The following is a 22,563-nucleotide window of genomic DNA, read 5'->3' on the forward strand; positions in this document are numbered from 1 at the left end:
ATGGGCCAGATCGCATATCTTGCTGCCACCGGAGAGATGATCGAGGCATTCTCGGTCACTGACACGGTGTGGGATGCGCTCTGCAAACTGCCGAAAGGCAGCATGACGATGCCTCGAACCAATTGGCCGGCGACCGCGAAGACCTCGATCAAGGGTCTTCGCTTCTTCAGCCACTATCCGGGATTCCCTGGTGGCCTTCCGAAGCCGGAGAGCTATGCTCACACGCGCCTGAAGATCGACGTTGTCCGCTCGCTGCGATCAATGGGGTTCAAGGCAAACATCGAGGTGGCTGGAGCGTCTTCGCTGGGAGAAGAGTGGGTTGCAGACGTGCTCGCCGAAAACGTCGATGGGAGCCGTATCGCGTTCGAAATCCAGCTATCGAGCCAGCATTTGCGCGATTTCCTCCGTCGAACGGATCGATACGAGAGGTCTGGGGTGAAGGTCTGCTGGATCATAGAGGATCGCGTCGTCTCTTGGCGCCTGACAAAGGCCATCGCGAACGCGAATATCGCCTACTACCATGAGCACAAAGAGTTTCTCGCCGACTGCGCCGAGATACTGCCCTTCAGGGTGCAACTCGAGAACAAGGACACTTACCCGGATCCGCGACCTCGGCTCCACTTTGGAAGAGCCTCGTACCACAAAGCAATGGAATTCGATGAGGCGCTTGCCGGGGTTATGCTTGGAATCCCGAAGTGGGAGATTCCCGAATGGAAATGGGGCGACCACTACGTGCCTATGAGGACTTTCAAGTAGGCGCCACGAAATCGATCTTAGTGCGGATCTGACATGCCGAGGCATCGATCGTTCCCTCGGAGCCGATGACGAGGCCGGAAACGTTGTTGACATCCCACCTTGCCATGACATCGATGGTCACCGTCCTCGGCCGACCATCGACCTCGCTCCGGATCCTTTTCTGAACGAACCCGCTGAGCATCGTCATCGTCTTCTGTGACATCGTCAGTCTCCCATGTCTGGACGCAGGTTGATCTGTTTCGGCAGCGCGGGTGCCATGCACGACACCGACATGCGCCTCGTCAGGAGATCCTCCTCGCGCAGAGGCGTGAACGCAATCCTCAGCCGTGTCGGCATCGTTCCGATCACACCAACCGGATCCGACGATGCGACGGCGGCGGCATGCTGCGCGGACCAGACATTCTCGAAGGCGTAGATCCGCGGCGGCAGCGTAGCGAGGTCGAACGCGTTGACGGGAATGCTTGGCGCGCGATAGCTGGTCGAATAAACCACGTCGCCGGCTTGCTGCTGATCCGGCGACGGCGTGGGGACAACTGCACCCGTTCCTGGTACGGACGCGAGCGTGATCCGCGCCGCGCGGCGGCCGCCTTCTTCGATGAGCAGTTCGATACCGACGACCTTACCAGTTAGTTCGCCGCCGGGAAGACGATGGTGAGCGATCCTGCAGGAATGCTCGCAGGTGATGTTGCGCCCGATCATCCATGGCACCTCGAATGTCGTCTCCGCGCACTGGCTGCGCTCGAGAACGGCACGATAGAGACGCAGGATACAGTGCCGAACAGTGCGGACGCCGCGGTCGAGGTCGAGGTATTTCGAACTCCTGCTATCACGCATCGGCGCACGCTTCTCCCGCTGCGTCCAAAGCACGGGGCCGTCGTCGTAGTCGCGGACGCGGAAATCTTCGGTCGCATCGTGTTCGGTGGCACATGTCCATGCCTTTCCGGCAGCCAGGACTTCGTCGCCGACATCGTAATGCATGACTTCGAGCGTATCGGGATCCTCATAGAGCCATTCTGGCGTGCTGCTATCGATATTGAGGGGAGCGAGTGTCACGATTTCCATGACTTCGCTCTCATCGTCTTCGTCGGGCAGTTCCTGCAGGCCGCTGGGCATCACGATATCGAGGAGCTCCTCGCGCTGTTGGCTGTAGTCGTATGCCGCCGTGAGCCGGAAATTGATCGTCTTCGGCTGAAGGCGTACCTGGCCGCCGGAAGCGGAGCCGAACTTCGTGCCGCTGATGTTGAGCGTTGTGGGCAGGTCGTCGAGGACGGATTCGACTTCCGATTCCGCAAGCGTCCAACCCGTCGCCGCACCAATCGCGGTGCCAGGCTGCGGAAACGACGCAAGGAAATCTTCCCACGTGTACGTCGACACGGAATCCGGCTCGGAGACCGTCTGCCGACCCTTCGCCGTCTGCGTCCACGAGGCGACGATGCGCAGCTTGCTGATCGACTTTGGCGGGTGCGTGACGCTCAGAGACGGCGGGTCGCCGATACCGTTGTAGCCGATATCGTGCAGAACATCGCTATCGACTAGGTGCGTGCGGCCGAGCGCGAGCGTGGTGCGATCCCAGCGCCAGACTTCCGGGCGAGCGACAAGGACATTCTCGGGGTCATCGGAGGCGCCTTGGCCGAAGCAGAGCGGGTCGTAGTATTCGGCGTCGAGGCGGTCTTCGATCGGCGCATCGGGTTCGTAGTCGAAGTCCTCGCCGATGCGCAGCGCGTCTGCGGCGGCGGTCAGGATGTCGTCGGAGGACGGCGGCAGGCAACGGAATGTCAGCTCGATTGTGGATCCCGCCATCCCCGTAGGCAGCGGCACCAGACGGCCGCGAGCGAGATGGACTGGTGCCGGATCGGTGTCGCGTTGCTCCCATAGGTCAGCATAGCGGAGCGCGATCGGCATCCAGCCCCCGACACCGGGATTTTTCGCGACAACGCGGAAGGTCGGCTCAATCTTTCGACCGTTGCGCTGCTCGGTGATGACGGCTGAGAGCACGACATAGGCATCGCCGGCTTCAGCCAAGGGCGAGAACGGGGCGTCGAAGGACTCGATGAACTGGAGTCGGAGCATCAGAAACCTCCAACTTCTTCGGTCACGAGCTGCCACGAATACTGCGCGTCCGCTTCGTTAAAGGTGATATCCCATGGTTCCCATACCATCACTTCATACTGGAGCCGTGCGAAGACGCGCACTGGCTCCGTCGCGGCGGACGACAGCGTGATCGTCTTCCCCGAAAATGTGAATGGTATGTCCTCAAATCCGAGCGTAAGCGCACGAGCCTCATGAACCTTGCGGGGGAAGAGGGCTGTGCTGCTGCCAACGGGGATGACGACGCACAATTCTCCAGGCGGGACGATGCTGAAGGTCTCGCCCGGCCACAGATTCGCGAGCGCGGGCGGGCGCATGTCGTCGGCACCGCTGGAGATGCGGATCGCGTATAGGCGGAACATCGGATCGGCCAAGTTCACAATACCGCCGTTCCATGTGCGCGTGATATTTGCTGATCCGGAGATCGGCGACATTTCAACCGACAGATTAAGCGCAGTCTGCCAGCCGATTCCGAGCGCCGGGCATAGCAGTTTGGTGTGTCCTTCGAATTCTGCCATCAGTAACTCCGCGTCGCGACTTCGAGGTCACGCTGGAATTTTTTGGCTTCGACCTCGTCGCCGTAGAGCGTGGTCTTACGGCCTGCAACATCCAACTGCACCGCGATGGTCTGACTGGGAGGCTGCGCATTCTGCCGCCGGATGCTGTCTCCGATGACATCGCCACCGTACACGCGACCGCTGTACGCCGAGGGATCCATGTTGACTCCCAGCCGCTTACGGAACTGCTCTCGACCAGCAGCGATACGCTCGTCCGTCGTCATGCCCTGCAAGCCGATGTCGATGTTTCGGTCGCCCCAAAACTTTCGATTGAACGACCGCCCCCGATCGTCTCTTCGCTTCAGAAGATCGTTGATGTACGGTTGCTCTTGTGCGCGGACGAGATCGGACTGCGCTTTCCAAACAGCGGCGTAGGATTTGTCCAAGTCGCTGAAGAACCACTGTGCAGCCTTCTGGCCGAGCATAAACGCTCCGGCCAGCGTTGTACCGAGCAGCAGCGCCGCCGAAGTCACGCCGCCGATGGCCGCGCCGACACCCGCGAGTGCAACGCGGAGCCCTCCTGCAGTAGCCCCGGCAGCTCCAACGGCTCCTGCCGCAGCACCAGCAGCGCCACCGGCTGCACCCGAAGCGGCTCCAGCGAGGGAGAAGACACCGCCGAGGGCTTTGAAGAGCAGTCCGGCTCCCGTCGTCAGTACTGAGAACAAGCCGACCATGCGCGTCAGCCCGAGAAACAGGCCGAGGGTGGCGATGTCAGTGTTGAGATAATCCAAGACAGGCTTGAAGAAGTCGCCGAGGCTCTTCACGACACCCTTCAGCATCTCGAATGCATCAGAAAACCGTCGAGCAAATGCCACGACCTGATCGCGAGCGGTATTCAGCCACTTGAAGTTGACCGCATTGCCTCCGGAGACGACAGCCCAGGCATCCATCGCGAACTTGCGCACCTCGACGAAGCCGTCACGCAGCGTGTTGAGCCAGCCGTAGTCGGCATCTTTGCCCTCCCACAGGAGGCCGATCTGCCGCCGTACATCTGCCCACACATCGCGCAGGATCACAGTTTTCTTAACGGCGGTATCGAGCCAGGGCGTCTTGATGTCGTCCGTATTGCCGCTGACGATTGAAAACGCATCTTCCGCGAAAACTCGCGTGTCCCGGAAAGCTTCAACGGCGACCTTCGCAATCTCTTCTCGACTCTTGACGAGCCAAGCCGTCAGTTCCTGCGAAGCTTTCGTGAGATCCGGCGTCAGAGCGCGGCCGATCGTGAGCTGCACGCCTGCAGTCGCCGTCTTCAGGTTCTGGACGGCGCGGCTGTACGCCTCGGCGTTCGCGATATCATCCTTTGTCGCGATGGCACCGGATTGTTCGAGAGTCTTTCGATATTCGTCGATCGCCTTCCGTCCGCCGTTGAGCAGCGGGATCAATTTGACACCCGCATCCTCACCAAAAAGGCGCATCGCAACGCGTGCCTTCGCCGACGGATCTTGGATTTTCTGGAATGCATCGGAGATCTCGAGCAGTCCTTCGACGCCGCCCCTAGATGCCTTGTCGATGTCGATACCGTATTTCTGAAGCTCGAAAAGTGCCTGACCTTGCGGAGACTGGCTGTTCCTGAACTCGTCGGCGGCTTCACTGAGCTGCTGGCGCTCCTTTTCGAGCTGCAGTCGGGCGGCATCGCCGAAGAGACCAGACCGACGATCTCCAGACGCGTAAATTTGGTTGAGCGATCCGTCGATCTGCGCGATCCGCTGCTCAATATCCGTGATCGAGGCTTTGCGCGCTTCCAGGTCAGCGGCAGTGAAACCAGAGATGACGTCCTGCAGTCCCTCACGGTTGCCCAGCCGAGCAGCTGACGCGGCTTCTTTGGCGGTCATGTTGAGGAAGTCGCCATACTGCCCCTGCGCCTTCAGGATGTTTTCCCTGAGCGTCAAGAATTCGTTCGAGATCGTCGCGATCTGCGTCACGAGCTCGTCGCGGTCGGTGCCTGTCAGGTCGGCGGCGTAACCAAGGACAGCGACATCGCTCGTGGATCCACCAATACGCTGAGCGTCGATGCTGATGGACTTCAGGCTGGCCGCTGAATCCTTCGCGGCCTTGAGCGCCGCAGCCGACAGCGACGACATCTTGGTTGCGAGGCCACCGACGGCAACACTGGCACCGAGCGCGCCCACACGGATGCCCCGGAATGTGCCGGCAGCGCCGAGGCGGGTAAGCTCCTTGGCTACGACCTTCGTCTTGCGTTCAACGGCATCGAGGCCACGTCCCATCGGGTCGAACACGACACCACCACGCCGGCGCGCATCGGATAGCGAATCCGAGACCGTCCGGGCAAAACCGCGCAGCCCACTGGCGGCCTGTCGGAGGCCGTCGAGGGTGAATCTGGTTTTGATCTCGGGTGTCGTTGCCATTCTCTATCTCACTCGGTCAGCGCGTTCCATGCTTTCTCGTTTCCGGACATCGCCGTCGCTACTGCCTTGGCTATCTCAAATGTCCGGAGCTTATCCATCTGCCGCAGCGTCGCCGTTCTCGCGGCAAGCTGGCCCAGCGTCAGATCTCCGGCGCTACGGCCTGTCCGGCATTCGAATTCGACGGCAAGCTTGACTATGCGGACGAGCGCGCCGTCGAGGTTCAGTCCGCCTTGCGTCCAGCGGTCTTTCGCTTTCCGGGCGACTGGGGCAGCGCTGCCGTCTCCGGCGTTAGGGTCGTCAACATCGATTCCAAGATCGGCAACAGCAGCGCTGACACGCGGGTCAACCCGAGCGCCTGGAGCTGGCTGGCGATCATCATAAAAAAACTCTGGAGCGTCCCATGCTCGCGCAAAAGCGTTTCGACCGCTGCGAACCACAGAGCGAGCCTGAAATCATCCGGCTTGCCGAGAAGCGCTTCCTCGTATTGAGCATTGCCAGGTCGATCCAGCGCGCACGCAGAAAATGCGGCGACGGCACGTGGCGCTCTACGGAACAGATAAATGAGGGCATCCTGCTTGTCGGCTTCGGTGTCGTCACGACGGGCCGGATCGAGAAGCTCGAGGAGATCCTGGTATTTTCCGAAGATCTCGCAGATTTCCGTGATTGTCGGCGCGCGAACCTGGAAGGTCTTTCCCTGCACCGTGACGGTGATCTTCTGGTGCTGAATCGCGGCCAGAAGGTCTTCCGGCGAGAGAATATCGAGATGTTCTGGAATATTAGACATGCGTTCCTCCTTGCATGCATGCAAGGAGCCGGAGTAACCCGGCTCCTGATGGATTAGGCGTTGACGATTTTCCGCTGGCCGGTGAGCGTGCCGTACCCCTTGTCGGCGGTGGTGTAGACGGATCCAGTCAGTCCGACGGTGTTCACGTTCTCGGTGTCTCCGGAAGAGATCGCTCCGGACGGGCGGAATTCGACGTCAGGGAGATACAGGGTCATCGGAACACCGTTGTCGCTGTCGGCAATCATCCCGATGCTCATGAACTCGCCGCGCGTACCGGATGCCGACATCACCTCAAGATTCAGAATGCCGGCGGCCGCCGTGATCTCCGGGAGCGTGTACGCGATCGCGAGATCCGCGTCGGCACCTGCGGGCTTGGACGTGACTTCGATCAGGTTGGTAGCGGAGTGGAACGTGAAGTGCGTGTTCTCGACGAAGTCGACATCGGCACCGTCAGAGATGCCCGTCACCGCACCGTTAACTCCGGGAATTTGGTAGATGCCCGGCACGACCGCGTCTTCGATGATCAAGGTGCCGTTGGCCACGGCCTCCTGCTCAAGATACTTCTGCTCGGCGACGAAGGTGGCTGCATACGTCAGATCCGTGAAGGCCGACAGCTCGTTGATATTGACGGTGCCTTCCTTCAGCGTGGTGATGTTGCGCAGAAGGCGGCGGTCTCCAAATTCGTTTGTGTAGACGGGTTGCGTGGTGATGTTCGGTTCGAAGTCAACGCTCGCGGACGGCCCCCACTTAAGCCACGACTTGTCGCCGTGCCTCCGGAAGAGGTTGATGCAGCCCATCATCCTCTGCATCTTCGTGAGCTGTTTTACTGGATATGTTGCCATTTTGTTCTCCCAAAGAATTCAGGCGTATAGGTTGATGTCGGGCGCGCTATCCAGCGTTTGGATCTCGCAGGTGTAGGTCATGGTCTCGACGAGGAGCATTCCACTCGAGGTCGGCTGGCCATCGATCGCCGTCGTTCCGGTGTAGATCCACTTGTTGACCCCGCCGAAGCCGAAGTCCGGCTTTACGAACGCCTTCTCGACGTCACAGCAGGCGGACTCAATGATGTCTTCGGCATCTGCCTCGTCCTCGTGAACACCGATCTGGATGTCGACACGGTAGCGGCGAGTGACGGGACGATCTCCGACGGTCGGATGCCCAGGATTCGGCGTTGAGGCTTCGGTGACTGCAACGAGGCCAACCGGAAAGTTGCTCGTCTGGAAGTCGCGCCCGTGTCTGCTCATGTTGTGCGCGCCCTTGATCGAAGGCACGGTCGAGAGCCTCGTTTTTACGGCATTTCTGAGCTGTGTGCGGACGTGCGGCATGCGGATCGGCTATCCCTTGAGGACGATGGTCAGCATACCGTAGCCGTCGCTCCTGCAAGATTCGATGTCGAACGACCGATCTCCGATGACCAGCTCATCGCGCCCTTCGTTGAGAAAGGTGTTCTCTGGCTTCCCGGCTGCGCGGCTAGGTTCGAGACGCAGGGCATCGGCCATGGCGCAGCGGGCGATCGGAACGCCGTACATCATCGTGATGCCGTCCGCGTCAGCCACCTCCGACGACGCGTTGAAAATGACCTGAAGCGGATCGGATGCGGTAGTGCCATCATCCCGATGCCGGATCCACGTAGCGGGTGCCGGCTCCGAGAAGGTTCGCATGAATATCCGGGGGAGTGGGGCGAAGATGCGGGCTGTCATCAGCCGACCCCTAAGAATTTGTCGGCAACCACATATGTTGCCCGAGCGTCGACAAAGGCGCCATCGACGAGACGGAATCCTTCGCGAATCCACCGATTGTCGGACGTCCTCTCAATGAAGCTGAGTCCTGGCACGGTAGGGCACCCGACGAAAATCCCGACGACGAAGCCCGTGGTGTCATTTATGGCGATGAAATCTGCGGGCATCACGCTACCTCCAAAAGCGAAAATTGAATCTGGATCTCGCCGCGGCCACCATCGCCGCCACGCCCATCGACCATGTTGTTGCAAGCGCCTCCACCACCGCCCGGCGTACCACCGTTGCCACCATCCCCTGTGCCTGTCCTATTGGTGCAGCCACCGGAGCCGCAGGCGCCAAAGCGATTATCGGGTCCATCTTGGCCGTTCTCTCCCTCGCCAAAACCAGACTGTACTTGCCGAAGAGGGTCGGCTGCATAAGCGTATCCGCCAAGATGGGAACTGCTGGCTTTGATGCTCCCGCCTTGTCCAGGTCCGTTTTGATTCCCGTAAAGGCCGGAGAAGGAGGAAGTCGTTGGATCAGGGGTACGGAGATCGGCGAACGCCAGCATCTCTTGCCAAAAAGACCTCATTTCGGGTTCAGATGCGCTGCCTTGGTATCCGCCGACGGCATGAGGGTCGTTGAACGTATATTGCGAGTAATTGTAGAACTGCGAGGAGGACCCGGGCCGGGCTGCCCCATCGTCCCACTCCTCCTCGGGATCTGGAATGTGTGCGCCTGGGCCGCCTGCGCCTACGAATAGGTAAAACTCCTGCTTCATATCTGCCAGTGTGGACTGGAAACTGTAAGTGCCACCTGGGAAGCCGCCGTAGACGGCTGGATCGGGGGACAAAGCACCACCTCCGCCACCGCCGACAAAAAAGAGGTCAGCTTGGACGATATCCTTGGTAAGCGCCAGCGGACCACCGTAGTCGGCTTGCACGAGTGCGAGCCATGTGTCTGGCCACGAGCCAAGATCAAGAGATTCCGTGATGCGTAGGAAAGGCTGGCCGCCATTGACTGTGAGAACGCGCTTGCGAACGAGCGCGCCAGAGGTTGCACCACCGCTGGATCCGCCGATGATGAGAGATGGCTGCATCATGTCAGTTCTCCAGGATCTTGACAGCGGTCGCGGTGTCGACGGCACGGAAGCGCAGCGTCCTCTCGCCGCCGGCCAAATTGAAAGGATGGTATCCGGCGAGGAGAGTCCACGATCTCGCCGCATCCCAGGCATCGGCGCGCACGACTTCAACGCTACTGGCCGCGTAGATCATCCCAAGCGTCGTCGTCTCGCCGAGCTCGTGGACGGTGTCGGCGGATGTCGAAGCGACTGAAAGCGTGGAGACGCGAGCGGAATCGAGGACGATGCACTCAAAGCTGTCGCCGAGCGAACTGACGGCGGTCGGGATTGTATTGGCCATGTCGCGGCTCCGGGAATGAAAGGAAATGGTGGTGCGCAGCCGACACAAGGAGGAAAGCCGGCTGCGGTGTGGTCTTCACCGTTAGATGAAGACGACTCTGACGATCGCGCGCGGCTTCTCTGCGTATGCCAGGAAGTTGGTCTCGGCGATCAGGTCCACGCCCTTGCCGAACGGCATCAGTTCAGAACCCATGTAATAGGGCAGCCCAATAGTGTTCGCGGCTTCGAGGGTGTCAGCAGGCGAATAGTTCACCTTCAGGAGGCCGTTCGCGTTCGGGATGAGGAAGCCCTCATCATCCGGGATCGTCTTGAGGCCGTTGCCGAGATCGGTGATGTCGACTGACTTCACTTCGACGTTGTCGGCCATCGGGAAGCCAGGACGTAGGTCGTCGCGACGCTGCGCGCCGTCCAGCCAACGGTCATAGGCATCCTTGTTCCAGGGGTGAGCGACGAACTTGTCGAAGACGGGCGCTGGCAGCGCGAGGGTGAACTTCGAGAAGGTGTAGCCACCCAGCTCCTTCTCCGCAGCGCGCTTCATCTTGATGACGGCATCACGAAGGTCGAGACCAGCGTCGCTGAGGTCAATCGTGAACTCGTTGCGATCTACGCCGAACTCGTCGAACCAGTCGTAGAGGATGCTGCCGTCGGCATCGTAGAGTACGCCCTGGACTGCTCCCCACTTGCCGGCATCGATCGTGGTGTTCAGGAGATCGACAAGGTCGGAACGCTTCTCAGCGAGCCTGGATTCGACGCTTTCCATCGCGTTGTCGGAGCCGAACTGGCGCACGCTCTGGACTTCGCTCGCCATAATGGCATCGAACTCAGGATAGTGCGGAACGTCGAACTTTCGGATACGGCGCTTCTTGTTCGACTGTCCGCGGCCAATGTAGCCGCGAGGCTGCGACTTCACGATGCCGATTTTGCCGTCCTTCTCTTCGATAGAGACGGTCGCGGTGTTGATGCCGGATTCCGCGAAAGTCGCGAAGCCGTCGACGGTCGTCGCCCGGGGAGGCAGGATGTTGATAGCGGCTGTCAGCGACATGAAGCTGAAGATGTCGCTCTTGAAGACGTTAGCGAGGTTCATTGTGAAAACTCCTGTTCACTTTTTGTTCTGGAGACGAGATCAGCGCGTCTCGCGGACGATGACGTGTTCCTTCGCCAGCAGCGGAGCCGCCTCGGCGACGGTGAGGCCCGCTCCGGTGACGAGTTCGCTGGACTTGACGGAGGCGTGGCGCACGATGGCGGTCGCCTTGAAGGCGGCGGCGCCGGTGACGTTGCGGCAGATGATGCCGTACTTCGCATCACCGTCGACGTCGGCATCCACAAGAGTCTGCGTCGCGAGAGCGTAGTTTCCGCCTTCGTCCGAGACGACGACGGATCCGGATGCGTACGTGCCGGCTACGAGCGTCACGACATCACGGCTGATGCCACCTTCGGCTTCGCGGTGCAGAAAGGCTTCGTCGAGAGCGCCTTGAGTAAGAACTGTAGGCATGGATGTTTCTCCTGGTGTTTGGCGCTTAGCGCTGCTTGTTGCTGCGAGCCGCGTAGACGGCGGAAGGGCTGAAGGATTCGACGGCAGATCGAGCGGCGGGCTTGACCGTGACCGCTGCGTCAGCGACAGGCGCGCCGCGTTCGGCGATCGTCTTTGCGACGGCGGACTTGATGTCGGCCGCACGGGCACCGAGAGCGCGCATGTCGGTCACGACCTTTTCGAGTCCGTATCCCTTCGCGATGCTCCGGACGGCTTCGACTTCCTGCTTTTCTTCGTCGGTCGGGGCGTCGCCTTCGGCACGCTCGCCGTCGGTTTTCTCTTCCTCGGCGGCAGCCGTGGTGTCATCTTCGGCGCGTGCTCCGCGCAGTGCGCGGATGCGCTCAACGAGGTCGGCAGGAACTGCATCTTCTGCGGCTCCGATGGCCTCTTCGGCTGCGGCAACCGCAGCTTCCGCAGCGGCGACAATCTCTTCGATGTCCATGTTCTTAATCTCCTGGCGTTTCGGGGATTCCGCATTCCGGACGGACGGCAAAGGCGCGGATCCATGGAGACTGCGGATGAAGGAATTGGGGTCGGCTCCGACGGGCACGAGACTGCCTTCGGTCAGGAGCCATCTCTTGACGAGCAGCAGCGGCACATCGCCTTCGCGCTCGACCAACTCGGTGTCGCGGCGCAGGTCGTAGTCGTAGCCGGCCGAGATCTGACCGAAGTAGCCATCAACGATGTCCGGCAGCAAATCGGCATGCTTGCGAGCCAGTGAAGCGCGGCCGACGACGGCATCGCCCTCGACGCGCACGTCGTCGATCTTGCCGAGAATCTTCTCGATGCCGGAGTACGTGTCATGGCAGTCGATGAGCGGCATGCGGGGGGCGCGGGAAAGATCGACACCTGCGGCGACGAGGACTTCGTCGACTTCGATGTAGGAACAATCCATGCCGTCAGGTATCGGATGCGGCTGACGAGGATCAGGAAGGAAGCGTCTAACGGGATGTTCCGTCGTGATAACGATGTCGAATGACCTCGTTTCCTCGTCGACTGAGGTCGGAGGGCCGACGAACGCGCGGACGGAGCCAGGACGCGGCGCGCGCTGGTCAGGTGTCGGCGATGTCGGGGTCTTTGCGGGCATTCGCTCTCGTCTCAGATTACTCTGAGAGCGAGGGTCACCTGGCCGTCTGCAAGATTCGAGAACGATTACGAAGAAAAATGGAAGCCCCCGACATCGGGGGCTTCAAAGGGCGTTGAGCTGTTAGTGAATGCTGCCTGTCGTGAACTTCGCGAGATACTGATCCACGCCGACAACCATGAACCCTGCAATCCAGTTGTCGGATTTTACTGCCGCCTCTACGTCGCGGAGCTTCCAAGCTCCATCGAAGGGAATCCAAAGCGCGTCCTCGGGATAGTGCGACAGAGCATGGCGGCGTTCCGCGAGCGCGAAGTGCGCCGCGTATTCGTCGTCCTTCTGCACCGTCCAGATATATGCGCCGAGATCGTCGTACTCTTCGTTGACTTCGGCGTTGGAGCGGGTGGACAGGAACCAGATGGCGCGAGCGTGGAGAGATGCCAGAGCATCCTCCAGGTCGCCGACGGCGGTGAACGGCTGGTCGATGTCGACGAGGGGCATCGTGAGACGGTAGCTCATGCCGCATACTCCTCTTCGATCTCCGACAATGGAATGTCCGTGTCGAGGATCTTCTGCAGGAACTCAGCGAAACGCTCATCCGATACCTTCTCGATGCGGTTGCGCTCAGGCTGCTGGCTGTCGATGAGGATGAAATAACGCTCACCCTCGTGCTGGTGCATGTCTACCATAAACATCTGACGTGCCTCCTTTGGTTGATCAGATGCCGCAGGAGTACCGGACCTTTTGAAGCCGTCAATCGCCAATGTCATGCAAAATAGTCGTTTGTTATCATGGTGATAAAAATATCATCACGGAGTTATCCGTGATAATTTGCAGGCTTTTCGACTATCTTCTTCGGGCGTTTTCACGCACTATCCAAGGCTGGCGCTGTTTGCCCGGCGACATTGCCTCCGGGTGATTGAGCATCTTCGATCTGGCTGGTCGCCAGCACCGTGCCGAAGTCCATGCCTTCAAGAGCAGGATATGCGCCGTATTGGAGGCCGAGCATCTTCGCCCTTTCCTGATCCCGGGCGTTCTCGGCATCGATCTCCTCGATGTCTTCGCCAAACGAGGCGGCAACGCGCTTGCGGCTGGTGAAGCCGTTGCGGACAGCCTCCGCGAACGCGGCGATCTCCTGGACCGGATGTATGTGACCGCGTGCCGGATTCATCCAACTGATCTGCTTGTAGTCGTCGACAGTCTTGCCAGCCGCTGGCTTCCAAAGGCCGGACAGGTAGGCCTCATCGACAAAACGCTCCCAGATCGGCTGCGAGAACTGGCGAACCATCATGTGGTACTGCAGGGACTCGAAATAGCGCTGGCACTCGAGCATGACAGCGCGATACTGACGGTCTCCAAGCTTGTCGAAGTTCAGCGTCACATGCTCAACGGCGAGGCCGAAGGCGACTGCGATTTCCGACAGGGTCTCGCGCTTGTACGCGCCGAAGTTCGGATCGACAGCCGAAGGTGACGAAAACTTGATATCGTGGCCGGCAGGCAGGACGGTGAGTGTGTTCGGCTCGTAGCCGATGTATCCGACACCGTCGTCGCCTACACCATCAGGCGTGAACGCAGGATCCTCTTCGACACCAGGCGTCGTGACGAAGGCCACGTTCATGGACTGCGACTTCTTCGATTCCAGATGCGCGTCCGAGAAGGTCTTGTGATTGTCCGAGGTATTGAGGGCAGCAGCACCATGGGGATATCCGCGGGTATCCGAGAAGCGGTCTGGCATATAGACATGCAGAACGTCCGAAGCCGGGACGCGCTTCGGCAGACCGCCGTTGCCTTGCGCGAGAACGACGTCGCGCGGGTGATAGTCGTACATGTGATATGCGACGACCCGCTCGATAAGATTGCGCTCGACGCCCGATACGATGATATTCCCGGTCGGCGCGATCTCCGTCTTGTCGAGAGGGACGTAATCGGCCTCAAGGAGCTGAACCTGGAAGTTGATCCCAGATTTCATGTCCCCCGGCTTGCGGGGCCTGAAGCGGCCGAATCCTTCGCCATCGCGCCCGGCAACGAGGCATGTCAGCCACTGCTGACCATAGAAGTCGAGCTGGCCACGCGCATCGGATTCCCGCGTCCACTGGTTCCAGAGCTTCAAAAGGACAGGATCCTGCACGTTCGACGGCTTGATGCCATAATGAACGACGTTGTTCGCGAGCTGCCTGCACGCCTGTCGATAGAAGGCGTCATTGACGTATGTCCGACGGCTCCTGTTCCGGACGCGCTCGATCTCGGTGTTTGCCGCGTTCGGCCCCGAGCCGTGCGCAGGCTGCAGGCGAGCGGCGAACGACGCTGCCTCAAAAAAGGTGCCGCCGCTCGTCCGGAATGCTGCCTGGTTGTCGAAGAGCGCAGATCGCGCCTGCGACAGTACGCGCATGCGAGAAAGGCCGCGGGATCTTGGCACAGGCTGCGCCTTTGGCTTGGTCGAGGAGTTTCGGGTGCTGCTGGTCGATTTCGCGGCCATGATCACAGCCCCCTGCGCGGAACGATGCGGAACTGCTGAATGGCAGCGGGACGGGAGATGCCTTCGACTTTGGCATCGTAGGCAGCGTAGAGATCCTTGAGAATGGCCTCGTAGTTGTCGCGGCTCGTCCATGTGACGGTTCCGCCGCCGGGGCCTTGCGTCGACACGGACGCGGTTCCCATGGCGATGGCCTTCTCCAGTTCGACGATCGCTTCCTGAAGCATCAATGGCTCCCAGAAACGGTACTTGCGGATCTTCACGTTCATGCTGCCTCTCATCCCCACCGCGTCGGCTTGATCTGCCGCACGGTTCTCCGCTTCACCTGTTTCGGCGGCGGCGCTTCCTGAACTGTATCGGGAGCAGCCCTCTGCTCCGCAGCCTGCGCTTTCGCCTTCCTCACGATGGCAGACGCTGGTGCCACTTTGGCGGCGTCTGCGATCAAAAGGAGATTCTTCGTGCGCTCGATCGCGTGGGCGGAGAGGTCGTCACCGACATAGTCGGCGTACAATTCCCCAGTCACTGGATCGTGCGGTACTTTGGGGATTCCAAGGGTGTCCGCTGCAAGATTCAAGTCGCGCCACCCTTTGTAGGAAGCCTGCAGTCCCTTCAGCGCTGCGTAGGCATATGCCAGGCACATCCAGACCTCTTCGGCGCGGCAGCTCTTCTTCGGCTGCCAGTACCACCCGGTCTTGAGCTTCTTCCGTTCCTCACACATGAGCTTGTCGAGGTAGTCGGGCATGATGCCGAGCAGCGCGTCCGGCACCCACATGGCGGTGTCACCGCGCATCTGAACGAGACGGAAGACGGCATCGCGCGCGAGCTGGGAATCGATGACGTAGAACTGGGATCCGGTCTTGGAGGATCTCGAAACCTTACGAGGCCAGATCGTCGCCGAGCGAGTGCCCTTGGTGTTGTTCCGACCCTTGATCGCCCACACGTTCCGGCTCTTCGGGAAGCTGGCCGCGAAAGCCCTGGTCTCGTCCGCGTAGTGGCCACCGAGGTCGATGGCGGTCGCAATGATGGCCAGTTCCTTGCCGTCGCGTTTCCTGAAGCGGCGATTGATGAGACCGCGCAGGCGGTTGTCAGCGGACGGATCCCCGGGTGCGCCCTCGACGATCCAGTGGCCGATGACACGAGCCTGTCCGTAGCGGTTGAAGCCGACCACAGTGGCCTCGCGCGATGCCAGTTCTTCGAGATGGTTGCCCTCTTTGTTCGTCTGGGTATCGACACCCATGACGAGGACGACGACATCATCCGGCACCTCGGCGGGATAGGGCCGGCACATGCGCGTGAGTTCCGACGACGACAGCGCCGTCGTCGACATGTCGTCGTAGGCGATGCCCATGACGTTGTTGACCCACGTCTTCCGCTCTTCCGGATCCTTGTGTTTGTTCAGGAAGCTCTGCCCTAGGAGCTTCCAGGCAGCCTGCCCATTCTCCGACAGCCATTGCGGAATATACATCCCGCGGCGACCAGGGACCTGCCAAGAATCCGATGGTCGGTATTCTGTCGTGGCGTCTATGAATTCCTTATGCGTGAAGCATTCCCTGCCGTTGATCGTCAGGGGTGTCTCGAAATGGTCGTGCTCGCGGATAGGCTCGTGGCAATAGCGGCATTCGTAATGGACCTCAGTCACAAAGCCTTTGGCATCGCGGGTCAGCTTGAAGCCGTAGGGCGTGTCGCGTTCACCCCATTCGAATACCTGCATCTCTCTACAATGGGGGCAAGCATTCCAAGGTTCTTGCTTGTCGGACTTGTCATAGCGTTCCGTGGTGTTGCAGTCGCCTCTTGTCGTTGGAGACGAGATCAGCACAAGCTTTGGGCGCGAAAATTCGCCACCACGCTCCATGAAGAGGTCTGCCTTGCTGCCCTGCGACCCGGCCTTCATCTTCCATGCATTCGCGGAGTACTCATCTCCCCAATTGTGCTTGGATCCGTAGCGTCGGAAGTTGTCATCGCTGGCAGCGCCGACGAGTCGCAAAACCGCACCGTTGGCGAACTCGATAAGGTTCCAGGTGTCTTGGCTTTCCCCGCGCTTCGGTCTGCGCCGTAGCGCACCGAGGGCTGGGCAGATCTCGAAAAGCGGCTCGATGCGCTCCTTGTAGTAGTCTTGAGCATCCTCGTCAGTCGGCTGCGCAATGGTGACGCTCTCGCCGAGATAGGCAAGGATGTAAGCTGCCAGCGCCGACAGAAGCAGCGACATGCCGACACGTGTCCCTTTGGTCGCGTCGATCTCGGACGTCTCGGGATCGAAGTACAGCCTCAGGAACTCCCTCTGATACCCGGTCAGTACAATCTTGCCGGCGCGTTCGGTCTTTGTGGGAGGGAGGTCAATGTTTTCATGCATCCATGTTTCAGGATCCATCCAGGGCGCAGGCTGCAGAGCGTCATCCCGCAACGTCGCGATACCCTCTCGGAGCGCGGCGATGCCCCGCGTAAAGTCGATAGGAAGTGAACCCGCAATAAGACCGTGGTCGGCATTGAGCATGTCAGCTCCAATCAGTGAGCGACTTCTCAGTCTTCAGACTGCCAAGAACCTCACGCATAGCCTTGTCGGCTATCGCTCTCACATGGTCCGCGAGCGATGGATCTACGGCGACTGCGATCTTATCCGGGAGAGACATGGCCTTCGCTTTGATCTTTGAGTAGTCCTTGATCCACAGGTCGAGAGCGTCTGAAACCGGGATCACAGCCTTCAGTCGCTCCAGCATGTCCAGCTCCGCAACAACGGCCTGGGCGACGGCTCGCCGCCGTTTCGCCTCGTCCTCCGTCATCTTCCCGTCCTCGCTGTCGCCGAACTTCTCCGCTGCGGATTTGGCTGCGCGCTCCTCTAGCCATCTGACGACTTCGGCGACGTCCAACTCCCATGCGATCCCTAGATTTCGGTCAGCTTGGGTGACGAACGGGCATCCTTGATCCAGCCATTTCTGAATTGTGTTGCGATCCCGGTTCAGGAGGAGCGAGCACTGCTTCACGGAAACCGTGCGGAGCTTGGCGGCTTCTCGTTTCGATGCCGGGGGTGCTGTTTCATCCGGGGGGATGCTGACGGATACGGTAGTTTCAACGTCAGTTTCCGCATCCTTTATGATCGGATCGGCGGTCTTCCTGCGGGCCATGAAATAAAAACTCCCATTAAACTCAGGCTTATTGGGAGGTCCGCCGCTGCAAGATTCAATTCATCGGCTGAGGGGGTGCTGATGTTGAAGCTCTGGAAAATTTTTTGGAAGGAGTGACAGCCTGGGGTCGCGAATTACCCGCACCGGGGTGACGGCCTCAGGAGCCTCCGGGCGATGTCAACCGAAGACTTTGAGTGCTAGCCGAGCGCGGCGTCGATAGTTGTCGCAAGGATCTGCCAAACCCTCCTGAACCCATTTGTCGAGCATCTCGGCAGCAACACGCTTGCCATGTTCGAGATCGATGCATGGCTCGTCGAGGCTATCACAGGAGTAGCTTGCCTCCGGTATCTCAATGCAAAGCCATGCTGCCAAGCCATCGCCCCATTGGTCGATGCCCGCAATCTCGTAGCCATTGAGGCTGCCGCGCCAGGTGGTGTCGGAAGTCTGCTGCCACGCGATTGTCATACCGCACCTGCCTTCACGACACCGGCATCAGCCATCCACGCTGCCACGTAGGCCTCGACCTGCATCTTGGCCTCGTTAAGCGACGATGCCTTGCGGTCCGTGTAGTAGTGATCGCCCTCACGCAGGAGGCAGTCAGGAGACCATGATATATGATCGCTGTCGCCGTAGAACTCGGTGACGACAACATTGCCTAGGTAGGCAATGAGATATGACTGCCCGTCATCGACCCAGCGCACGAGTCCATTCGACACGTAGACGACAGGTTCTTTCCGCGCCTCGGCGACAGGTTTTGACGATACCGGCAGCATGTCTTCCGTGACGAGTGAGCCGGGAGGAAGGGCGGCGAGCGCAAGCAGTTTGGCCATGTTGTCGCTCATGCCGCACCTCCGACTTCCCACATCCATAGACCATCGGGGCCGATCACACGCCTGCGGCACGCCTTGGAATCGACCTCATCCACGAAGGGGGTGTCCTTAGCCCATTCAGCGAACGCGTCCATTCTCCTGTCGAGTTCCGCCTCCGCAGCGACGGCCGCATCGATCTGCCCGGCCATCTCCTTCAGACGATCCACCGACAGCTTTTCCATGTAGGACTCGACACCCCTCTGGTAGTTGTAGCTGTCGTTCGACGGCACCATCACGGTGACCTCATCATGCTCTTCAGCAATCATCTCCCGGAGGAAAGCCTCCTGATACGGCTGGAGCGCAGCCGGCCGAAGCGGCGCGATCTCGATGCCGGGCTTGCGGTTTGCGAGGGCGGCGATTGTCCATTCTTCAGGTGACTGGGTCATGCATCGTCTCCCACCGGCAGCACCGATTCGACGTAATCCCAGACTGCGGCAGCCTCTTTCGCGATCCGTTCCTCAATCGAAGCCCACGCCGCAGCCTTCTCGGCATCGGACATGATCTTCCGGAAGACGATCTCGGTATCGAAGGAAGGGGTAGGGATCCGGCTGCCGTATTCGTATCCCAGCCTCGCCATCTCTGCGTGGTACGCCTGAAACCACCTGTAAGGCGGCAGGAACGCATCATTATCGCCAGAGAGTTGCGCACGAATGGTGGCCGCAAACTGCTGTCGATGGACATCTCCCGGCTTACCGGCAGCGATGTCGATCTGAGCATGGTGCTCTGGTGTCCACGTGGTCGCGCTCATGCGGCACCCCCATCGCGGAAGGTGACGTATCCCTTCGCGTCGATATAGGAATCGCGAAAATCGGCCTCGGTACGGTTCGCAGCTTTGGGGATCGCGGTGATCGTCCCGTAGTCGTTGATGACCTCAAGGCTGTCAGACCCGACGGGGATGTCATCCGCGCCGAACGCACGCGCGTAGGCTTTGTTGGGTTCGTGCAACGCCTGAGCCAGGCGCCTGCAGGCGTCCGCAGACCACACCATGAACTGCCGGGTCTCGTCGAAAGTCCCCTCGCGCTGACCGACTGCCAGATGCGACATCTTTGGATCGATATCGCCCGAATTCGACAACTCCGGCAGCATGTTGAGGATCAGGAAATCGAAAGGCTTGCCGTCGTTGTTGTGTCTGAGGGTCTCGCCCTTGACGTACAGGCTGCCAAGCAGCTCGCCTCGCGGGCCACCATCGCGCTCGCCGATAAACGAGAACACCGTTCCGGGTGGGAGCGCGAGCATCTCTGTGTGCGTTACGATCTTCATTCCATCCTCCTACGGTTACAGGATCATGGTGTGCGCCGCCGATGCTCGACGCAAACGCCGGCGGAAATTGACGTGACGGCTTCCTTTCTCCTGCACGCAGTGATAGCCGAGCTTCGAACAAGGAGGCGGTGATGAATGAGTGGGACGCATATAAGATAAAGATGCCGAAGACCGGGGAACGGGAGAACGACGTCTCCGTCCTGGAAGAGATCAATCATGTAGTTCATCCCGCCGCCGCTCGGCGCATCCTTGAGGACGGAAAAATCCGTGCAGGCATCGTTTATGATGAGAGCCGCATGAACAAGACGCGCCACCAGGTGGTCTGGCTGTCGGCAAACACCTGGACGAATGGTTCGATCTACGGAACGGTACAGTTCACGTTCCCATGGGAGAAGATCATCGAAGGCCGGCGCATGTATTGGGTGGAGGCGATGTCCTACACCAATCCTGCGTACAGGCTGCTCGTCACTAAAAAAGACGTCAGCCACCTGACGTTCCTGACCCCCTACGACCCTGCAGTAGATAAAGGACCAGTCCGCTATCGTGATGGCACTTGGTACTGGAATCACAAATACACATCGGAATTCATGGTCGATACCGATTTCGACCTGTCAGACTGCATCGGTTTCAAGGGTATCTCGCACAAGAAGGACGGATGCAGGATATACGGCTGGTCATGTGCCGAACGCGAGGCCCTGCATTTCATAACCGGGGGCAGGATGCTCGCGTTCGTTCTTAGCGGCGGAGTGCACTGCGTCGATCCCGCACTGCGGATCGTACCTTCCGGATCTTCATCTCGGCAGTTCTCGTATGACTTTGACAGCGCAATCAATGGGATCTGGTTCTCGCTAGCCCAGAACAAACACGTCAGCTTTGGGGGACCTATCCGAAAGACAGATAGCAGCAGGGCAGTCGTGATGGGCGCATTGGCGCTCCATGGCGCTGACCAACTGGACGAGGCTCGCAAGCTTGTCGACCTCCTGCATGACGAGGCGACCTTCCAAGCGGCATTAGAAGAGATAGTGAACGACCACTTCGGTATTTCCGGTTGGACGCTCCCCTCGTGAGCAAGACCTGAACTGCTGTCAGTACCGCGCCGTGATGCCATCCAGATCCTGCAGGATTCCCTGGAGCTGCATGCGAGTCGGATAGATCAGGTACGCGATCTGCAAGGCGCAGATCCCGATCTGAGCCGTGCTCTTCAGCGCAAAGTCCAGCGGCACGCCGTCGTCGTGCAGATAGATCGACAGGATGTGCGTCTCGCCAGGTTCCTTCCGGAGCTTCGTGCTCATGGAAAAAACCCTGCTCATTCGGGTGCGCGCCGAAATCGATCAAGCGCTCGTACAGGAATTCGAAGTGACCGCCGATCTTCGCGTCGGCCTTCTTGATGGCGCGTCGGATGGCTCCGGCCGTGAATTCCTCGCGGACAACCTTCCTCGACTTCTCGTCGTCGTTCCTCTTCATCCAGCGTGTCCAGCGTGCAGTATCGCCTCCGATGAAGAATCCATAGGATGCGTGCTCGAGGCAGAGCCGCAGCAGCGCCTGCGCCTCGTAGAGCTGTCCGCCCATGACTAGGCCGACAGCAGCACGATAGGCGGCATGTGCGCGCAGCAGGAACGTCATCGGCATCTGCGGATCCGGGTCCTTCGCGCCATTCAGCAGCCGATCGAACAGGGCATCAATGGCAATGAGGTCGCGAACCTCCGGACGCTTGTTGTGGAACGTCGCCCACTGGTTCCCGCGGAACTCGTCGAGGTATGTCGAGAGCGTGTCGAGTGCCCATCCGGGCGGTGGCGTTGTGGGGCGTGACGACATCGGGAACTCCTTTGTCGGGAATTTTACGTGTCGGAAGTGAGTCGTGACAGTGCCGAAGTTCCGGCAGCGCTCGAGAACGAAAATCGCCGCCGAGCTGGCGAGCCGGGCGGCGGTCGTGTGCTGCAGAGGCTAGCGGCCTCAATCTCGATCGATGAAAACCTTCGCGAGATCCTTCAGGAACTTATCGGATTCACTTTTGCGGACTCGATAGCGGTTCCGCCATGCGCCGTTCACGCTAATCTCGATCCTGTCGTATTCGGAGCCGTCGAAACACGAGAACAACGTGTCGTTTGCATCGAAGTCATCAGGGAGCGTCGTCCATGTGCCGGGCGACATCTGGTCACCCACATTCTCGACAGACGACACCTCAGCCCTTCCGAAACCTCCATAAGGCCCAGCAGATTCGAACTCGCGTGATTCCGCAAGCTTGTGAAGTGCGCTCGGCAGCCAACCGTGCTCGTGATGCCAAGCGGTATTCGATCCCTGAGCTTGATCGACAACCTCGATCTTCCTCCGGAGATCGGTGATCGCATCCACTACCCCGTCGATGACCCAGCGATCCCCATCCGGGTTGATCCTGCTGTTGTCATATTGAATCTGCTCCCACTCGTGCATTCGCCTCGCGCGGTCATGTGCCAAAGCGGTCACCAGCAGGTTCCTTTCGCCTTCGTTCAAGTTCAGTACCGGCATCACATCCTCCCTCGTTCAGGTGCCCATGAGAATGGT

General features: G+C 59.8%; 30 protein-coding genes. 3 read left to right on the forward strand and 27 right to left on the reverse strand.

What is annotated here, in order from left to right:
• Positions 1-756 carry a hypothetical protein gene (locus DA915_RS02165; RefSeq protein WP_107675013.1) on the forward strand — a complete coding sequence of 252 codons (756 nt, stop codon included), beginning with the start codon at positions 1-3 and terminating at the stop codon, positions 754-756.
• On the opposite strand, the gene DA915_RS02170 is transcribed toward DA915_RS02165, so the two are convergent.
• From DA915_RS02170 to DA915_RS02285, 25 genes are all read right to left on the reverse strand, one after another.
• A complete protein-coding gene (locus DA915_RS02170) occupies positions 749-958 on the reverse strand; it encodes a hypothetical protein (protein ID WP_107675014.1) in 210 nt (69 codons plus the stop codon). The two genes, DA915_RS02165 and DA915_RS02170, sit on opposite strands and share 8 nt — an antisense overlap.
• A 2-nt stretch (positions 959-960) precedes the next feature.
• Complete coding sequence (locus DA915_RS02175) at positions 961-2,826, reverse strand: hypothetical protein (RefSeq protein WP_107675015.1); 1,866 nt, start codon at positions 2,824-2,826, stop codon at positions 961-963.
• Entirely contained in the window at positions 2,826-3,362 is a 537-nt protein-coding gene (locus DA915_RS02180) for a hypothetical protein (protein ID WP_107675016.1), read from the reverse strand. Before DA915_RS02180 ends, DA915_RS02175 begins: the two co-directional genes overlap by 1 nt.
• Entirely contained in the window at positions 3,362-5,767 is a 2,406-nt protein-coding gene (locus DA915_RS28785) for a hypothetical protein (RefSeq protein ID WP_192886382.1), read from the reverse strand. Before DA915_RS28785 ends, DA915_RS02180 begins: the two co-directional genes overlap by 1 nt.
• A gap of 220 nt (positions 5,768-5,987) precedes the next feature.
• Positions 5,988-6,551, reverse strand: coding sequence for a hypothetical protein (locus DA915_RS02190; RefSeq protein WP_107675017.1), 564 nt, complete (start codon positions 6,549-6,551; stop codon positions 5,988-5,990).
• Positions 6,552-6,604: 53 nt separating this feature from the next.
• Positions 6,605-7,393 (reverse strand): hypothetical protein, encoded by a 789-nt coding sequence (locus DA915_RS02195; RefSeq protein ID WP_107675018.1) that lies wholly within the window; start codon positions 7,391-7,393, stop codon positions 6,605-6,607.
• A gap of 18 nt (positions 7,394-7,411) precedes the next feature.
• Positions 7,412-7,876 carry a hypothetical protein gene (locus tag DA915_RS02200; RefSeq protein ID WP_107675019.1) on the reverse strand — a complete coding sequence of 155 codons (465 nt, stop codon included), beginning with the start codon at positions 7,874-7,876 and terminating at the stop codon, positions 7,412-7,414.
• Between the two features lie 9 nt (positions 7,877-7,885).
• Entirely contained in the window at positions 7,886-8,251 is a 366-nt protein-coding gene (locus tag DA915_RS02205) for a hypothetical protein (RefSeq protein ID WP_107675020.1), read from the reverse strand.
• A complete protein-coding gene (locus DA915_RS02210; RefSeq protein ID WP_107675021.1) occupies positions 8,251-8,457 on the reverse strand; it encodes a hypothetical protein in 207 nt (68 codons plus the stop codon). Before DA915_RS02210 ends, DA915_RS02205 begins: the two co-directional genes overlap by 1 nt.
• Positions 8,457-9,371, reverse strand: coding sequence for a glycine-rich domain-containing protein (locus tag DA915_RS02215; RefSeq protein WP_107675022.1), 915 nt, complete (start codon positions 9,369-9,371; stop codon positions 8,457-8,459). Before DA915_RS02215 ends, DA915_RS02210 begins: the two co-directional genes overlap by 1 nt.
• Before the next feature lies 1 nt (position 9,372).
• On the reverse strand, positions 9,373-9,690 hold the full coding sequence (locus tag DA915_RS02220) for a hypothetical protein (protein WP_107675023.1): 318 nt from the start codon (positions 9,688-9,690) through the stop codon (positions 9,373-9,375).
• An 81-nt stretch (positions 9,691-9,771) separates the two neighbouring features.
• On the reverse strand, positions 9,772-10,773 hold the full coding sequence (locus DA915_RS02225) for a major capsid protein (protein WP_107675024.1): 1,002 nt from the start codon (positions 10,771-10,773) through the stop codon (positions 9,772-9,774).
• Positions 10,774-10,812: 39 nt separating this feature from the next.
• Positions 10,813-11,181, reverse strand: coding sequence for a head decoration protein (locus DA915_RS02230; RefSeq protein WP_107675025.1), 369 nt, complete (start codon positions 11,179-11,181; stop codon positions 10,813-10,815).
• Between the two features lie 25 nt (positions 11,182-11,206).
• Positions 11,207-12,307 (reverse strand): hypothetical protein, encoded by a 1,101-nt coding sequence (locus DA915_RS02235; RefSeq protein ID WP_107675026.1) that lies wholly within the window; start codon positions 12,305-12,307, stop codon positions 11,207-11,209.
• Between the two features lie 120 nt (positions 12,308-12,427).
• Positions 12,428-12,820, reverse strand: coding sequence for a hypothetical protein (locus DA915_RS02240; RefSeq protein ID WP_107675027.1), 393 nt, complete (start codon positions 12,818-12,820; stop codon positions 12,428-12,430).
• Positions 12,817-12,996 carry a hypothetical protein gene (locus DA915_RS02245; RefSeq protein ID WP_153064511.1) on the reverse strand — a complete coding sequence of 60 codons (180 nt, stop codon included), beginning with the start codon at positions 12,994-12,996 and terminating at the stop codon, positions 12,817-12,819. Before DA915_RS02245 ends, DA915_RS02240 begins: the two co-directional genes overlap by 4 nt.
• A 170-nt stretch (positions 12,997-13,166) precedes the next feature.
• Complete coding sequence (locus DA915_RS02250) at positions 13,167-14,777, reverse strand: phage portal protein (protein WP_192886383.1); 1,611 nt, start codon at positions 14,775-14,777, stop codon at positions 13,167-13,169.
• 2 nt (positions 14,778-14,779) lie between these two features.
• Positions 14,780-15,043: a hypothetical protein gene (locus DA915_RS28790; RefSeq protein ID WP_192886384.1), complete on the reverse strand. Its 264-nt coding sequence runs from the start codon at positions 15,041-15,043 to the stop codon at positions 14,780-14,782.
• Positions 15,044-15,051: 8 nt separating this feature from the next.
• Positions 15,052-17,265 (reverse strand): terminase gpA endonuclease subunit, encoded by a 2,214-nt coding sequence (locus DA915_RS02255; RefSeq protein ID WP_107675030.1) that lies wholly within the window; start codon positions 17,263-17,265, stop codon positions 15,052-15,054.
• Position 17,266: 1 nt separating this feature from the next.
• Entirely contained in the window at positions 17,267-17,893 is a 627-nt protein-coding gene (locus DA915_RS02260; protein WP_107675031.1) for a terminase small subunit, read from the reverse strand.
• A 177-nt stretch (positions 17,894-18,070) separates the two neighbouring features.
• Entirely contained in the window at positions 18,071-18,358 is a 288-nt protein-coding gene (locus DA915_RS02265) for a hypothetical protein (RefSeq protein WP_107675032.1), read from the reverse strand.
• The gene (locus DA915_RS02270) at positions 18,355-18,735 is read right to left on the reverse strand and encodes a hypothetical protein (RefSeq protein ID WP_107675033.1); all 381 of its coding nucleotides are present in this window, start codon (positions 18,733-18,735) and stop codon (positions 18,355-18,357) included. The genes DA915_RS02265 and DA915_RS02270 overlap by 4 nt, the downstream gene beginning before the upstream one ends.
• Positions 18,732-19,148 carry a hypothetical protein gene (locus DA915_RS02275; protein ID WP_107675034.1) on the reverse strand — a complete coding sequence of 139 codons (417 nt, stop codon included), beginning with the start codon at positions 19,146-19,148 and terminating at the stop codon, positions 18,732-18,734. The genes DA915_RS02270 and DA915_RS02275 overlap by 4 nt, the downstream gene beginning before the upstream one ends.
• Positions 19,145-19,510 carry a hypothetical protein gene (locus DA915_RS02280; protein WP_107675035.1) on the reverse strand — a complete coding sequence of 122 codons (366 nt, stop codon included), beginning with the start codon at positions 19,508-19,510 and terminating at the stop codon, positions 19,145-19,147. Before DA915_RS02280 ends, DA915_RS02275 begins: the two co-directional genes overlap by 4 nt.
• The gene (locus DA915_RS02285) at positions 19,507-20,022 is read right to left on the reverse strand and encodes a hypothetical protein (RefSeq protein WP_107675036.1); all 516 of its coding nucleotides are present in this window, start codon (positions 20,020-20,022) and stop codon (positions 19,507-19,509) included. The genes DA915_RS02280 and DA915_RS02285 overlap by 4 nt, the downstream gene beginning before the upstream one ends.
• Positions 20,023-20,153: 131 nt before the next feature.
• Here DA915_RS02285 and DA915_RS02290 point away from each other — a divergent pair, with 131 nt between their 5' ends.
• Positions 20,154-21,089 (forward strand): hypothetical protein, encoded by a 936-nt coding sequence (locus DA915_RS02290; RefSeq protein ID WP_107675037.1) that lies wholly within the window; start codon positions 20,154-20,156, stop codon positions 21,087-21,089.
• Positions 21,090-21,107: 18 nt separating this feature from the next.
• Here the strand turns inward: DA915_RS02290 and DA915_RS02295 are convergent, their stop codons facing one another.
• Positions 21,108-21,314 carry a hypothetical protein gene (locus DA915_RS02295; RefSeq protein WP_107675038.1) on the reverse strand — a complete coding sequence of 69 codons (207 nt, stop codon included), beginning with the start codon at positions 21,312-21,314 and terminating at the stop codon, positions 21,108-21,110.
• Here DA915_RS02295 and DA915_RS02300 point away from each other — a divergent pair.
• Positions 21,313-21,597, forward strand: coding sequence for a hypothetical protein (locus tag DA915_RS02300; protein ID WP_107675039.1), 285 nt, complete (start codon positions 21,313-21,315; stop codon positions 21,595-21,597). The genes DA915_RS02295 and DA915_RS02300 overlap by 2 nt on opposite strands.
• A gap of 378 nt (positions 21,598-21,975) precedes the next feature.
• Here DA915_RS02300 and DA915_RS02305 read toward each other — a convergent pair whose 3' ends face one another.
• Positions 21,976-22,527 carry a hypothetical protein gene (locus DA915_RS02305; RefSeq protein ID WP_107675040.1) on the reverse strand — a complete coding sequence of 184 codons (552 nt, stop codon included), beginning with the start codon at positions 22,525-22,527 and terminating at the stop codon, positions 21,976-21,978.
• Between the last annotated feature and the right edge of the window lie 36 nt (positions 22,528-22,563).

Origin of the sequence: Agrobacterium sp. LAD9 (genome assembly GCF_003031125.1) — a bacterium.
Taxonomy (GTDB): domain Bacteria; phylum Pseudomonadota; class Alphaproteobacteria; order Rhizobiales; family Rhizobiaceae; genus Agrobacterium; species Agrobacterium radiobacter.

What these genes read in the sequence shown, in the direction of transcription:
- DA915_RS02190 (WP_107675017.1), bottom strand. Translation starts at nt 6,551, where the DNA reads ATGTCTAATATTCCAGAACATCTCGATATTCTCTCGCCGGAAGACCTT.
- DA915_RS02295 (WP_107675038.1), bottom strand. Translation starts at nt 21,314, where the DNA reads ATGAGCACGAAGCTCCGGAAGGAACCTGGCGAGACGCACATCCTGTCG.
- DA915_RS02260 (WP_107675031.1), bottom strand. Translation starts at nt 17,893, where the DNA reads ATGGCCCGCAGGAAGACCGCCGATCCGATCATAAAGGATGCGGAAACT.
- DA915_RS02215 (WP_107675022.1), bottom strand. Translation starts at nt 9,371, where the DNA reads ATGATGCAGCCATCTCTCATCATCGGCGGATCCAGCGGTGGTGCAACC.
- DA915_RS02200 (WP_107675019.1), bottom strand. Translation starts at nt 7,876, where the DNA reads ATGCCGCACGTCCGCACACAGCTCAGAAATGCCGTAAAAACGAGGCTC.
- DA915_RS02285 (WP_107675036.1), bottom strand. Translation starts at nt 20,022, where the DNA reads ATGAAGATCGTAACGCACACAGAGATGCTCGCGCTCCCACCCGGAACG.
- DA915_RS02195 (WP_107675018.1), bottom strand. Translation starts at nt 7,393, where the DNA reads ATGGCAACATATCCAGTAAAACAGCTCACGAAGATGCAGAGGATGATG.
- DA915_RS28785 (WP_192886382.1), bottom strand. Translation starts at nt 5,767, where the DNA reads ATGGCAACGACACCCGAGATCAAAACCAGATTCACCCTCGACGGCCTC.
- DA915_RS02210 (WP_107675021.1), bottom strand. Translation starts at nt 8,457, where the DNA reads ATGCCCGCAGATTTCATCGCCATAAATGACACCACGGGCTTCGTCGTC.
- DA915_RS02230 (WP_107675025.1), bottom strand. Translation starts at nt 11,181, where the DNA reads ATGCCTACAGTTCTTACTCAAGGCGCTCTCGACGAAGCCTTTCTGCAC.
- DA915_RS28790 (WP_192886384.1), bottom strand. Translation starts at nt 15,043, where the DNA reads ATGAACGTGAAGATCCGCAAGTACCGTTTCTGGGAGCCATTGATGCTT.
- DA915_RS02305 (WP_107675040.1), bottom strand. Translation starts at nt 22,527, where the DNA reads ATGCCGGTACTGAACTTGAACGAAGGCGAAAGGAACCTGCTGGTGACC.
- DA915_RS02275 (WP_107675034.1), bottom strand. Translation starts at nt 19,148, where the DNA reads ATGACCCAGTCACCTGAAGAATGGACAATCGCCGCCCTCGCAAACCGC.
- DA915_RS02270 (WP_107675033.1), bottom strand. Translation starts at nt 18,735, where the DNA reads ATGAGCGACAACATGGCCAAACTGCTTGCGCTCGCCGCCCTTCCTCCC.
- DA915_RS02290 (WP_107675037.1), top strand. Translation starts at nt 20,154, where the DNA reads ATGAATGAGTGGGACGCATATAAGATAAAGATGCCGAAGACCGGGGAA.
- DA915_RS02255 (WP_107675030.1), bottom strand. Translation starts at nt 17,265, where the DNA reads ATGCTCAATGCCGACCACGGTCTTATTGCGGGTTCACTTCCTATCGAC.
- DA915_RS02205 (WP_107675020.1), bottom strand. Translation starts at nt 8,251, where the DNA reads ATGACAGCCCGCATCTTCGCCCCACTCCCCCGGATATTCATGCGAACC.
- DA915_RS02300 (WP_107675039.1), top strand. Translation starts at nt 21,313, where the DNA reads ATGGAAAAAACCCTGCTCATTCGGGTGCGCGCCGAAATCGATCAAGCG.
- DA915_RS02225 (WP_107675024.1), bottom strand. Translation starts at nt 10,773, where the DNA reads ATGAACCTCGCTAACGTCTTCAAGAGCGACATCTTCAGCTTCATGTCG.
- DA915_RS02280 (WP_107675035.1), bottom strand. Translation starts at nt 19,510, where the DNA reads ATGAGCGCGACCACGTGGACACCAGAGCACCATGCTCAGATCGACATC.
- DA915_RS02265 (WP_107675032.1), bottom strand. Translation starts at nt 18,358, where the DNA reads ATGACAATCGCGTGGCAGCAGACTTCCGACACCACCTGGCGCGGCAGC.
- DA915_RS02235 (WP_107675026.1), bottom strand. Translation starts at nt 12,307, where the DNA reads ATGCCCGCAAAGACCCCGACATCGCCGACACCTGACCAGCGCGCGCCG.
- DA915_RS02170 (WP_107675014.1), bottom strand. Translation starts at nt 958, where the DNA reads ATGTCACAGAAGACGATGACGATGCTCAGCGGGTTCGTTCAGAAAAGG.
- DA915_RS02240 (WP_107675027.1), bottom strand. Translation starts at nt 12,820, where the DNA reads ATGAGCTACCGTCTCACGATGCCCCTCGTCGACATCGACCAGCCGTTC.
- DA915_RS02245 (WP_153064511.1), bottom strand. Translation starts at nt 12,996, where the DNA reads ATGTTTATGGTAGACATGCACCAGCACGAGGGTGAGCGTTATTTCATC.
- DA915_RS02175 (WP_107675015.1), bottom strand. Translation starts at nt 2,826, where the DNA reads ATGCTCCGACTCCAGTTCATCGAGTCCTTCGACGCCCCGTTCTCGCCC.
- DA915_RS02250 (WP_192886383.1), bottom strand. Translation starts at nt 14,777, where the DNA reads ATGGCCGCGAAATCGACCAGCAGCACCCGAAACTCCTCGACCAAGCCA.
- DA915_RS02165 (WP_107675013.1), top strand. Translation starts at nt 1, where the DNA reads ATGGGCCAGATCGCATATCTTGCTGCCACCGGAGAGATGATCGAGGCA.
- DA915_RS02220 (WP_107675023.1), bottom strand. Translation starts at nt 9,690, where the DNA reads ATGGCCAATACAATCCCGACCGCCGTCAGTTCGCTCGGCGACAGCTTT.
- DA915_RS02180 (WP_107675016.1), bottom strand. Translation starts at nt 3,362, where the DNA reads ATGGCAGAATTCGAAGGACACACCAAACTGCTATGCCCGGCGCTCGGA.